This window comes from Varibaculum sp. GTC20041, assembly GCF_055387755.1.
The window spans coordinates 2083682-2096114 of the sequence record NZ_AP041144.1; the positions used below are offsets into that span (position 1 = coordinate 2083682).

General features: G+C 53.2%; 8 protein-coding genes. 2 read left to right on the plus strand and 6 right to left on the minus strand.

Going from position 1 to position 12433, the window contains the following annotated elements:
* Nucleotides 1–166 precede the first annotated feature (166 nt).
* Nucleotides 167–2896, minus strand: coding sequence for a pyruvate, phosphate dikinase (gene ppdK / locus ACZ5BI_RS09100; RefSeq protein WP_462334668.1), 2730 nt, complete (start codon nt 2894–2896; stop codon nt 167–169).
* Nucleotides 2897–3154: 258 nt separating this feature from the next.
* Between ppdK and ACZ5BI_RS09105 the strand changes: the two genes are divergently transcribed.
* Nucleotides 3155–3994, plus strand: a complete 840-nt coding sequence (locus ACZ5BI_RS09105; RefSeq protein ID WP_288336656.1) for a DUF3152 domain-containing protein — start codon at nt 3155–3157, stop codon at nt 3992–3994.
* 69 nt (nt 3995–4063) lie between these two features.
* Nucleotides 4064–4351, plus strand: coding sequence for a hypothetical protein (locus ACZ5BI_RS09110; protein ID WP_024059884.1), 288 nt, complete (start codon nt 4064–4066; stop codon nt 4349–4351).
* Nucleotides 4352–4626: 275 nt separating this feature from the next.
* Here the strand turns inward: ACZ5BI_RS09110 and ACZ5BI_RS09115 are convergent, their stop codons facing one another.
* The 5 genes from ACZ5BI_RS09115 to nuoL form a co-directional block, all read right to left on the minus strand.
* Nucleotides 4627–6048, minus strand: coding sequence for an ATP-binding protein (locus ACZ5BI_RS09115; RefSeq protein WP_464896246.1), 1422 nt, complete (start codon nt 6046–6048; stop codon nt 4627–4629).
* A 195-nt stretch (nt 6049–6243) separates the two neighbouring features.
* On the minus strand, nt 6244–7254 hold the full coding sequence (locus tag ACZ5BI_RS09120) for a polyprenyl synthetase family protein (protein ID WP_464896247.1): 1011 nt from the start codon (nt 7252–7254) through the stop codon (nt 6244–6246).
* Nucleotides 7251–8828, minus strand: a complete 1578-nt coding sequence (nuoN, locus tag ACZ5BI_RS09125; protein WP_238127954.1) for an NADH-quinone oxidoreductase subunit NuoN — start codon at nt 8826–8828, stop codon at nt 7251–7253. The genes ACZ5BI_RS09120 and nuoN overlap by 4 nt, the downstream gene beginning before the upstream one ends.
* A 5-nt stretch (nt 8829–8833) precedes the next feature.
* Nucleotides 8834–10399 (minus strand): complex I subunit 4 family protein, encoded by a 1566-nt coding sequence (locus ACZ5BI_RS09130; RefSeq protein WP_024059889.1) that lies wholly within the window; start codon nt 10397–10399, stop codon nt 8834–8836.
* A gap of 19 nt (nt 10400–10418) precedes the next feature.
* The gene (gene nuoL, locus ACZ5BI_RS09135; RefSeq protein WP_464896248.1) at nt 10419–12419 is read right to left on the minus strand and encodes an NADH-quinone oxidoreductase subunit L; all 2001 of its coding nucleotides are present in this window, start codon (nt 12417–12419) and stop codon (nt 10419–10421) included.
* Nucleotides 12420–12433 lie beyond the last annotated feature (14 nt).

Genomic DNA, 12433 nt, shown 5'->3' on the forward strand with positions numbered 1-12433 from the left:
CCGACTCCCCGGGGTGTTATCAAAATAGCTTATGAACTAGACCAGTGGGCCAGCAACATCCATCACGATAGTCCCAAGAGTCAGTAGCTATCACCGACTCAACCGGTCAACCTATCTGGTTCCCTCCCCTTGTTGGGAACCAGATAGGTACACCCAAGCGTCCTCTTTAGGCAGTAGCGTCCTCTCCGGAACCCTCGATATTTTCCAAAGCCACCACGCGTCCAGCCTCCAGGCGGGCAACTGCTACCCGGAACGGCGAGCAGGACACGTAATTCAAACCGGTCTTGTGGAAGAAATGAATCGATTCTGGATCGCCACCATGCTCGCCACAAACACCCATCTTCAGCTCTGGTTTAGTAGAGCGACCGCGGCCGACACCTTCCTTGACCAAACGACCCACACCATGAGTATCAATCGTTTCGAAAGGAGAAGTTCCAAATACGCCCTCTTCAATGTACTTGGGGAAGAACACACCCTCACAATCATCGCGAGAGAAACCCCAGGTAGTCTGAGTTAGGTCATTGGTTCCGAAGCTGAAGAAATCAGCTTCTTTAGCCATAGACTCGGCGGTAATCGCAGCGCGCGGAAGCTCGATCATACAACCAATCGGGATATCCAATTCCACACCAGCTGATTGAGAAATCTCGTCAATAATCGCCTGAGCGCGGTCACGAATAATTCCCAGCTCGGTAATCGAGCCCACCAAGGGCACCATAATCTCCGGGCGCGGATCCCGACCCTGCTTCTTCAACTCTGCGGCGGCAGACACTAATGCATGAATCTGCATTTCAAACAGACCCGGCATCCACATGCCCAAACGCACCCCACGCAAACCTAGCATCGGGTTAGCCTCATGCATCTTTCGCACTGCAGTGAGCATCCGCTGGTCATCCGGATTTACCTTGCCTTCAGCTTTTTGCAGGGCAACTTTAACCTCTAGACCAGTCAAATCTGGCAGGAATTCGTGCAGCGGAGGATCAATCAACCGCACCGTCATCGGCTTGCCGTCCATAACCTGCAGCATTTCCACAAAATCCTGCTGCTGACGCTGACCCAACTGACCGAGAGCGTCTTTACGGTCAGCCGAACCCGGCTCCGAAAGGATAGCGTGTTCAACCAGAGGACGGCGATCGCCTAAGAACATATGCTCCGTACGGCACAGTCCAATCCCTTTAGCTCCAAAATCTACTGCTAGCTTTGCGTCCTGCGGATTATCGGCATTAGCGCGCACCTGCAACCGGGCACGCTTATCTGCCAGTTCCATCATCCGGTCTACGCAACGCACCAAATCTTGCAAATCAGCATCGTTGTCACAAGCTTCAAGACCCGCAGTTAGGCCGCTCTCCAAATAAGTAGTTACCGGGGAGTCTTGAACCGGAACCGCACCCTCGAACACTTCACCGGTTCCGCCATCAATCGCGATCATATCGCCTTCGTGGAAGGTCTTGCCTTCAACGGTCAAAGTCCCGGCTTCTGCATCAATCTCTAGAGATTCCGCGCCACAAACACAGGTCTTGCCCATACCGCGAGCCACTACCGCGGCGTGAGATGTCTTACCGCCGCGCGCCGTAAGCACGCCCTCGGCAGCGACCATACCTGCCAAATCGTCAGGATTCGTTTCCCGCCGCACCAAAATACAGGATTTACCGGCATTCTTTGCGGCCTCGGCCTGTTCGTTATTAAATGCAACTCCGCCCACGGCAGCCCCGGGAGAAGCCGGCATACCGCGAGTTAGCCGTACCCGCACGGCATCAGTATCGAACTGGGGGAACATCAACTGGGTGAGCTGTTCACCGGTGACGCGCTCTAGCATCTGATCCTTGGTGATTAGACGTTCCTCGTTCAGTTGAACCGCAATCCGGAAAGCAGCCGCTGCTGTCCGCTTACCCACGCGGGTCTGCAGCATCCACAGCTTGCCTTTCTCGATGGTGTACTCAATATCGCACATATCCTGGTAGTGAGTTTCCAGTTTGCGCATAATTTTGATTAGCTGATTATAAACCGGCTCATTTACCGTCTTGAGGTGAGAAAGAGGCTCGGTGTTACGGATACCGGCAACCACGTCCTCGCCCTGAGCGTTCATCAAGAAATCACCGTAAACACCTGATTTCCCAGTTGAAGGATCCCGAGTAAAGGCCACACCGGTTCCGGAATCATCACCCATATTCCCAAAGACCATGGTGCAGATATTCACCGCGGTTCCCAAGGAATTCGGAATCCGTTCGCGGCGACGATAAATCGCTGCCCGCTCGGTATTCCAAGACCTAAATACGGCTTCAATCGCCATATCCATTTGGGTGCGAGGATCTTGCGGGAAATCATTCCCGGTCTGTTCTTTAACGATCTGTTTGAACTGTGCCGTCAGATCTTGCAGGTTTTCGGCAGTCAAATCCACATCGGCTCGCGCGCCAACTTTTTCTTTCATGGAATCGAGTGCATCGGCAAATAAATCGCCATCAATATCTAGCACTGTCTTGCCAAACATTTGCACCAGACGGCGGTAAGAGTCCCAAGCGAAACGATCCGAGCCTGACATCTTCGCCAGCCCGTGCACCGACTCGTCATTAAGTCCCACGTTGAGGACGGTCTCCATCATGCCCGGCATCGAGAACTTCGCACCTGAACGCACTGAAACCAATAGCGGCTCATCTTTGTCTCCGAGGGTGCGTCCGATCTGATCTTCCACCCCCCGCAAAGCCTTGGTCACTTCCGGAACCAAGCTTTCGGGAACCTCGTTATGTTTGAGATATGCCCGGCAAGCATCAGTAGTAATGGTAAAACCAGGGGGAACGGGCAAACCCAGATTGGTCATTTCTGCCAGGTTGGCACCCTTGCCACCCAGCAGATCCTTCATATCCTTGTTGCCCTCGGCGAACGTGTAGACATATTTTGCCATAGGTTAATGGCCTCCATATTGAATTTCGACTGCGCTAAAAAGCGATACTTCCGTACCTAATCCTAACAGGTGGAAGCCAAATCCTAGGCCTTGGGTCCCGAAACTGAAACCAAGGCTACTTTACCTGCAGGAAACACGCCGGCAACAGACAAAGTTTTCTGCATTTAACACCGGCACTGTGCTAGTCATTCCTCACCAATGACCACCTCCACAGCGGGGCAGTAAAACTGACACCGGCTATCGCTTAAACTATTGAGTGTGTCAGAGTATCCCCCAAGGAGGCAGCGCCTGCAGTCTCGAGCCAACCGTGCACGTCGGCGCTCGGACTGGAATTTGCTTATTCGCGCCTCCTCCCTCGCGATTGCACTGACTATCACCTTTATTCTGATCATTTCCGCAATGCCACGGGCTCCTAAGAATGCCGAGGCAGTCCAAACCGCGCCCACTTTACGCTGGACTGCGGTTCCGCTGGTTAATCCCAAACAGCAAGCTAAAGAGCCGGCGATCGCCTTGCAGGTAAAAGAGGACTTACCGGGGGGAGAAACTTCCAAAGACGTCCCCCCCTCGGCTTCCGGAAACACCTCGGTAGTACCCGGAACCTGGCAAGGACGCGGCACCGGCAAAGTCTACTTTTATCGGGTAGAGGTAGAAAACGGACTACCTATCAACGGTGAAACTGCCGCAAAAAGCATTCACGCTATCTTGAATGATCCGCGCGGGTGGGGTGGAAAACAGGGGGAAATCTCTTTTACCCGCACCGATGGGCAAGCTGATTTTCGGATAGTTATCGCCAGCCCCGCCCTAACCGACCGGCTTTGCGCCCCCCTGACCACCAATGGGGTTTCCAACTGTCGCAATGGCGATAATGTGGTGCTCAATGCCCACCGGTGGATTGGAGGCGCACAGATGTGGTTCCAAAAAGGGAAAACCATCACCGATTACCGCATCTACGAGGTTTCCCACGAAACCGGGCATTGGCTGGGACATGGACATTTGTTCTGTCCCCAGCCAGGGGGCTTAGCTCCGGTAATGCAACAGCAAAGCTCAGATGGCGGGCAAAATATGGGATGTATTCCCAACGGCTGGGCGAATCCCTAACCCCCTGGTAACAACTTATTTTCAGGTCGTTTTCAGGACTACTTCAGGCCGGGATGAGACAATCTGCGCATGAGTGTTTTATTGACGATCGGTTTTGTTCTGTGTGGAGCCGCGTTAGTGTTCCTGGTGGCTCGCAACGTGAGAGGTCTAAATGCTCGTGACCGTGCTCGCAAATCGCATTTCGAACAAGAAATCGGCAGCGTAGATAATCTGCTGGCAACTTCGCAAGCTGATCGCGATAAGTTACGCCAGATGCGCGATCAAGGGCGCCTGCAACGCTGGGACGCGATCCGGGATGTGATGCGCGAAGAGGGCGTCCCCGAAGACGTTGCCACCGAATTTATTGACCGCCTCTAGTGCTCTGTTAGCTTCAATTTTCGAGGACGGCTTTACCTTCACCCCGGTTGTTAGCGTTGCTGGAATTCCCTTGCTGGTTTTACTGGAAAATTTTCCAGTAGTTTTCTAGTAGATTTTCCAGTAGGCCATTTATGCAGATAGACAGGATAATTGTTTTGAGCTACTAGAAAAAGAAACTTTCCAGTAGCTTTCAAGTAGATTTTCCAGTAGCTAGAACGACGCTCCGGGCAAGGGAAGTTAGCACTTTTAGATTTAGGTAATCTGCGCGCCCTCCTCTAGTTCAGATGCCAAGTTGCCCGCGGGTCACGCACACTTTTCCCTTGCCAAGAAACTAGCCCCAGATCCTTCAAATCTTTCAAAGCTGCCCGCGTTGTTGGTCTGGTAAGCAACGCAAACTGCGCGATATCGCCGGTTCCTCCGGAACCTCCGAGAGCTTGCAAAGCTGATAGAACTGCTGTTGCACTGCGCGATAGTCCCGTCCCCACATCAGCAAGTCGTGGCTGATAGCGCAAAGTTAGGACTACATGCATAGGCTCTTGCCGATATTCCGGATCAGATAATCCGGCCTCATCCATTTGTGCAAATATACGCTTAATCCCCTCCCCCAGCTCCTGGGCATACCCCAGGTCGCAACAAGTGCGAGCAATCCTAGGATTTATTGCGTACCTGGCTATCTCTAGGGGTGCTTTAGCGGCGAGCTTTCTATCTCGGAAACTACCAGGGTTGCTAATTTCAATCCGATTATCAAATATTTCAACCCTAATCCCATCCCCCATCAGGTCATAGGCACGATGTATCACCGCATTAACTAAACCTTCTAACCAGGCACCTCGAGGAATAACCGGCATATCAGCGAATTTGCCGTCTTGTCCCAAGGCGCGACGTCGGGGTATTACTTGCTCAATCCACTTAACTGCCTGGTCTATTGCCTGAGGTATAGGCAGTTCGGATCGCTGATCGAAAACGATGTTTTGGCTTTCTCCAGTCAAGCGCTCATTTCCCTGGAAACGACACACCCGGACATAAGCTCCTGGTAGGAGTGCAAGTGGAGAATCAGCGAACAGTAAAAATGCCGCATTATTGATGCGTCCATCTTTGTCGCAAAGTGAACGTGAACGAAGCAGGTGCTTTTTCCCGCGGGTAGCACCAGTAGCTTCCAGGAAAGGGGCAATATTTTTTTGCGGTAAATCATCGATGGTGAGGTCGCGGACAGTTTCCGCTTCGAATTGCCTAGCTCCTCGGTCGTACTCTAAACGGCGAATTTCCTCCGAGCTCAGACGCAACGAACGGTCTCCACGACGTAGGTAGCAACTATCGTCAGTACCGTGATGCACCTGGCCACTAGGAGTTACTAAAAAAGCTAAAACAAATTTAGAACCACCATCTTGGAGAATTGTGGCTACTTCCTTTACCTCACAATCAATCGGCGGACTGCAAAACTGCGCACTGGGAGCAAGGCGTAGCTCGTTAATCTTTTTTGTGTACCTATTTAAGTCTTGAATGTTCCGGTCTTTAACTCCCACTATTGCCGTACCGCCCTCGGCGTTGGCGAATGCAATGAGAGTGCGAGCCAACATTTTTGGGGATACTTCTATCGCTTTACGTTCAAACCACTGATCTTCGTCCCGCAAACATAACTGTCTAGTGCGGTCCTCGATATTGGAAGCAAGAATGGCGTCTATATTGTTCGGTGACATACCTAGAGTATAAACCTGCTGAATATATTTTACTGGAAAATTTTCCAGTAGTTTTCTAGTAGATTTTCCAGTAGGGCATTTATGCAGATAGACAGGATAATTGTTTTGAGCTACTAGAAAAAGAAACTTTCCAGTAGATTTTCCAGTAGGCAGCCAGTGCCTTCTAGGTCAGCCGCGCTAAGGCACTCTCCACACTTAAGCGATACGATCAACCAAAGTGTCGGCAAACTTTTCCAGCGCGGCTTTAACTTCGTTATCTTCAAGAAATGCAATCGCTGCTTTCGCGTCCTCGCACCAAGAAAAAGCCAATTGTCGGGTACGTTCCAGCACCGCGTGCGCTCGCAGCATTTGCACTACCTGCTCCAGTGCCGCATCATCGCTAACCAAGGTGCCTCGGCTAAGCTCCGCCAAAATCTTTTGCCCGTCCTCATCGAGAACCCCACGCGCCGCGTCCTGCCTCAGCAGCAAAATCGGCATAGTATCTACGCCCTCACGCAAATCCGTGCCGGGAGTTTTACCGGAATCGGCACTGTCAGAGGACAGATCAATAACGTCATCTGCCAACTGGAACGCTACCCCGATCTTTTCGCCGAACTGGACTACCGCTTCCGTCACGGCCTCCGAGGCTCCGGAAAGCTCCGCACCAAAGCGCGCCGACTGCGCTACCAAAGAACCAGTCTTATCCGCCAGCACCTGGATATAAAACTCCACCGGATCTTGACCGGATTCCGAGCCAAAAGTTTCGTTCAACTGCCCGCGACATAGGCGATCAAAAGTTACCGCGTGCTGCAACACTGCGTCCGGCCCTAAAGTGGCAACCACTTGTGAGGCGCGAGCAAAGACTAAATCACCTGCCAGTACCGCACGGTTATTACCCCACACGCGTTGCACCGCGTTCACCCCGCGCCTGGTGGGAGCCGAATCCATTACGTCATCGTGGTACAAAGTAGCCAGATGGGTAAGCTCGACAACCACGCAGGCACGCAGAATCTGTTCAGAGGAAGGATGCTCACCCAAATGGGAGCACAGGAGCACCAAACCGGGACGCATTCTTTTGCCACCGGCTTTCGCCAAGTGCCCGACAATATCGTCAAGCACCCCGCGGTCATCTGATAGTACCTGGCTCAGGCGCTCCTCCACCTGAGCCAGGCCATCGGAAATCTGATCTTCGAGCTCGTCGATACGCGACTGGGACAAGTTACTCACGGGATAACAATAGCGGTATTTTGTAAAATATCGAGAACTGATCCCGGGAAAATCCCCAGAAGCACTGTCAAGAGAGCACACATACCTATCGCCACATAAGTGATCTCGGCATGGGGAGCTACCGTAGTATTTTCTGCCACCGGATCTAGGAACATGATCTTACCCAGGCGGAAATAGTAGAAGGCAGTAATCGCAGAAGCAATCACCGCACAGATAACCAGCGCAGTTGCCCCGCCTTGCACACCAGCACTAAAGGCTAGGAATTTACCTACAAACCCGGCAGTCAGCGGAATCCCTGCGAAGGACAGCAAGAACAGCATCATGCAGCCAGCTAAAACCGGGTGAGTCTTCCCGAAACCAGCCCATGCGGACATGGAATGTTGCTCTGCAGTTCCGACCCCGTCCTCATTGCTAACCCGAACCAGGTAGATGATCGCGAAGGCACCAATGGTGGCGATCCCGTAGGTCAACAGGTAGAACAGGACTGCCCCATTAGCGTTTAAGGCTCCCTTAGTGAAGGCAATCAAAATAAAGCCGGCATGGGCAATCGAGGAGTAGGCAAGCATCCGTTTGATGTTATCTTGCACCAAACCGAAGAATGTCCCTACCGCCATGGTCAAAATGGCGACTGTCCACAAGAAGGGCTTGAAGTTCGCCTCGAACTGTACCACCACCGTGGAGAAGAAGCGCAGCATCGCGAGGAATGCCGCCGCCTTAACTCCCGCAGCCATGAAACCAGTCACCGGGGTAGGCGCACCTTGATACACATCCGGGGTCCAAGCGTGGAAGGGAGCAGCACCAATCTTGAAGAGCAAACCTACCATCATCAATGCAGCACCAGTCATCAGCAGTGCCGGAGAAGCTACTCGATAAGGAATCGCTAATGCTAGCTGATCCAACAGCAGGGACCCGGAGTAGCCGTATAGCAAAGACATACCCATGAGCATGAATCCCGAAGCGAAGGCTCCCAGCACGAAATACTTAAGCGCAGCTTCCTGGCTGAGGAGGCGACGGTAACGCGCCATGGCACTCATCGCATATAGGGGCAGCGAAATTATCTCTAGTGCCACAAACAAGGTGAGCATCGAGTTTGCCATGGGGAACAGCATCATTCCCCCTAGGGAGAATAGGCTGAGCGGCAGCACCTCGCTGCGCTGATAGCCACGTCTCTCAGTCTGTTCTTCTTGGAAAGAACCGGGAATATCTGAGGGCTGTCCGGCGAAAGCAGAAACCCGATTTCCGGTACGATCAATCATCGGAAGCAGCGCCAGCAAACCCACAATCAGCATCACCAGCTGGGAGAACATGGAGAATCCATCCACGATTAGCTCTCCGCGTACTAGCCGCTGACCAGTTTGCAGATCGAAGGCCCCGAATGAGGGCGCAAACGCCAGCAAGGCAGCCGCAACTACTGCAACTGACCAGGCACATTGCACGCCCCAGCGCTGTTTTGCGGGTACGAATGCCTCTAGCAGAATCCCGATGATTGCCCCAAAAAGCACCACCAATACCGGAGCCATTAGCGCCCAGTTAAAACCGAGCTCGCTAAAGTCATTAATCACGGTAGCGTTCATTAAGCTCACTTTCCGGTCCCTTCTACTTGAAACGCCACATCCTGGGTGACAATCACCTGATCGGCAACCTGTGACATTGGATCAACCAGCGGTTGTGGATGCAAACCAATCACCAGCATCAGCACGATCAACGGGGCAGCGACTCCCCAACGTTCCCGGTTATCCAAATCCTTAATCGACTTGCGATGTTCCGGAGCCTTTCCGGTGAAAATCTTTTGGTAAGGCAAAAGCACATAAACCGCGCCCGCGACTACTCCCACCAAGCAGAGCACTGCTACCCACTGGTAGAGGCGGAAGGTACCAATCAGTACCATCAGCTCCGGCACGAAACCAGAAAGACCGGGCAAGGCAATGGCAGCTAATCCAGAGATTAAGAAGGTACCGGCAATCAACGGAGTCACCCGCTGCATACCGCCGTAAGCCTCAATGTCTTGGCTATGTCCGCGCTCAGTGAGGAACCCGCCAATCAAGAACATACCCGCGATCGAGAGGCCGTGCGCCACCATATAAACCATGGCACCAGCCAGCGCCACGGTGTTGCCAACATAGATACCCAGCACCATCAGACCAAAGTGCGCTACCGAGGTGAAGGAAATCAGGCGCATTAGATCCTTTTGCGCCAAAGCCGTCAGTGAACCCCAGATTACGGAGATCACGGCCAGAATAATGAAAGCCAAGGCGGCACGCCGGGAGGCATTCGGGAAGATGGTCAAACATAAAGTGATCATCCCGAAGGTACCGATTTTATCCAGGATTCCTACCAGCAGAGCAGAGGTTCCCGGACGGGCGTTCTCGGCGGTGTCTGCAAGCCAGGTGTGTACTGGCACCATCGGCGCTTTGACCGCAAACGCGATAAAGAAGCTGATCATTAGCGCCATTTCTACCCCGGGGCTAGCTTGCAGCTTTCCGGCCAAGTTCTCTATGAGGTACAGGCGAGCGTGCTGCTCATTAGAGGCCGCAGCCAGCGGAGAGTAAACATAGATTCCCACGATGCCGATTAGCATAACCAGTCCGCCTGCCAGGGAATAAAGCAGGAACTTCATAGCTGCGGCTTTCCGTTTTGCCCCATTTCCGTAGCGGCCAACCAGGAAGAACATCGGTACTAGCATGGCTTCAAATGCCAGGTAGAACACGAAGACGTCACGAGCTGCAAAAATCAGCATCATAAATGCCAGGGTGGCTAAGGTAAGACCCACATACCCGGCGTCATCGTAAGGTTTGTTCTCGCCTTCTACATCATGCGCCGAAGCAATCAGCACGATCAAAGTGAGCAGTGCCGAAAGCACTAGCATTGCCAGTCCGAGGCCGTTTACACCCAGCGCCCAAGAAACTCCCAGGGCGCGAATCCAACTGTGGGTTTCTGCGAACTGGTACGCGGCCGCTTTACCGTAGTCAAAATTCAGCGCCAGGTAGATGGTGCCCAGCAAGACCAAGGCGGATACTGCGAGACCGATCTGCCGCGCGGCAATCCGTGTTGGCTTTATCAGCCACAGCGCCAAAGCCGCCAGGGCTGGCAGCACTACTAGCAGCGTTAGCACCGGGAAAGTTGAGTTCAAGACTGTAATTTCCATTTATCTTTTCCTCCTGCCCCTAAACCAATTGGCTTCCGACAACCAGGACCAGGGCTAAAAGCACGCCGCCCAGAATGTAACTGGCGTATGCACGGATGTAGCCATTTTGTACATGGCTAAGGGCACGTCCTAGAGCCCCAGCACACCAGGCGATCCCCCGAACGATGCCATCTATGAGGCCGCGGTCAGCGCCCCCAACTCCGACAGTAAGTAGCTGTGCCGGTAGCATGGCGACCGACTCGTTAACCGTGTCCTGATACAGATCCACTCGAGCCGCTTCCACCAGGGCGTTGGAGGCCGGAGCAACTTTCGGTACCGGCTTGCGAACGTACATTACGAACGCCAAAGCCAGCCCGCAAAGAACCAGGATCAAAGTGATTACCGAAATCGCGGCGTGGGATAGCACGGAAACCGAAGCGTTTTCCGTAGCAGCTGCAGTGCCAGTAACTGGCTCGAGCCACTGGGTGAACTTATCGGTGAAGCCTAACACCATCCCCATGGCCAGAGAGAACACTGACAGCACCACGATCGGTCCGTTCATCAACCAGGAAGCTTCATGCGGATGCACATCGCTGCCACCGTCAAACTCGGTTGTCCACCGCTTTTCGCCATGGAAAATCATGAAGAACAGCCGCGACATGTAGAACGAAGTGATTCCCGCGCCCACCATGGCGATCAATCCGAAGATCCAAGCCCCAGTGGTTCCAAAGGCCGCCGAGTTAAAGGCAGCTGCGATAATCGGTTCTTTGGAGAAGAAACCCGAGAACGGGGGAATCCCCAAGATCGCCAACCAGGCAATACCAAAACATATCCAGGAAACCTTCATTACCGTACGCAGACCGCCGAACCGACGCATATCTACCTGCTCGTTCATCGCATGCATTACCGAGCCGGCGCCCAGGAACAACTGGGCTTTGAAGAATCCATGTACGAACAGGTGGAAGATAGCTAGTGTCCAGCCGATGGGCCCCAAACCAGCGCCGAGCATCATGTAGCCAATCTGGGACATAGTGGAGGCAGCCAGTACCTTCTTCATATCGTCCTTGGCACAACCCACGATTGCTCCGAACAGTAAGGTGATCGCCCCGACGATTGCCACACAGAGCTTGGCAGTCGGAGAGGCCACAAAGATATCGCCAGAACGCACAATCAAGTACACACCGGCGGTAACCATGGTGGCCGCGTGGATTAGTGCCGACACCGGGGTGGGGCCGGCCATAGCGTCACCGAGCCAGGCTTGCAGCGGGAACTGCGCGGATTTACCGCAAGCAGCCAGTAGCAAGAACAGCCCGATGGCAGTAGCCCAGCCGCCGGTCATATCCCCAGAGCGAGAAGCTCCCAGTACATCGACGAACTTCATGGAATTGAATTCCGCGTACATGGCCATCATGGCCAGCAGCAGACCCAGGTCACCGACGCGGTTCATTACGAAGGCTTTCTTGGCGGCTACCGCATTGGCTAGTTCGTGATTCCAGAAGCCGATCAACAGGTAGGATGCCAGGCCGACGCCCTCCCAACCGAAGAACAATGCCACATAGGAATCCGATAGCACCAGAGTCAGCATCGAGGCCACGAAGAAGTTCAGGTAGGCGAAGAAACGTCGCCGATCCGGATCATGTTCCATATAGGCCACGGAATAGACGTGGATCAGAGAACCCACAAAAGTAACCAGCAGTACGAAGGTCATCGAGAGCGGATCCAGGAGCAGATTCCAGGAAAGCTCAATAGTCTCATTTCCGCCTCCGGCCTTAAACCAGGTAAACACCGGAGCTAAAATCGATCTTTCAGCTGGCGCCTGCCCGATCATTTGGCAGAAAATAATAAAGCCGATCAGGAAAGAGCTCCAGGAGGCAGCAACTGCCAACCAGTGTCCCCATTTATCGGTAACCCGACCACATACCAGCAGAAAAGCGGAAGATAACAGTGGAATTGCCACCATCAGCCAAGCGTATTCCGCTAGTCCCGTAGCCGACACATTTGCCATTTGCTCTGCCGCGGTATTTAGCAACAACGAGTTCATTACTTTCTATACCC

Coding starts and splice junctions, on each gene's coding strand:
- ppdK (WP_462334668.1), bottom strand. CDS start 2,896: ATGGCAAAATATGTCTACACGTTCGCCGAGGGCAACAAGGATATGAAG.
- ACZ5BI_RS09110 (WP_024059884.1), top strand. CDS start 4,064: ATGAGTGTTTTATTGACGATCGGTTTTGTTCTGTGTGGAGCCGCGTTA.
- ACZ5BI_RS09115 (WP_464896246.1), bottom strand. CDS start 6,048: ATGTCACCGAACAATATAGACGCCATTCTTGCTTCCAATATCGAGGAC.
- nuoN (WP_238127954.1), bottom strand. CDS start 8,828: ATGAACGCTACCGTGATTAATGACTTTAGCGAGCTCGGTTTTAACTGG.
- ACZ5BI_RS09130 (WP_024059889.1), bottom strand. CDS start 10,399: ATGGAAATTACAGTCTTGAACTCAACTTTCCCGGTGCTAACGCTGCTA.
- nuoL (WP_464896248.1), bottom strand. CDS start 12,419: ATGAACTCGTTGTTGCTAAATACCGCGGCAGAGCAAATGGCAAATGTG.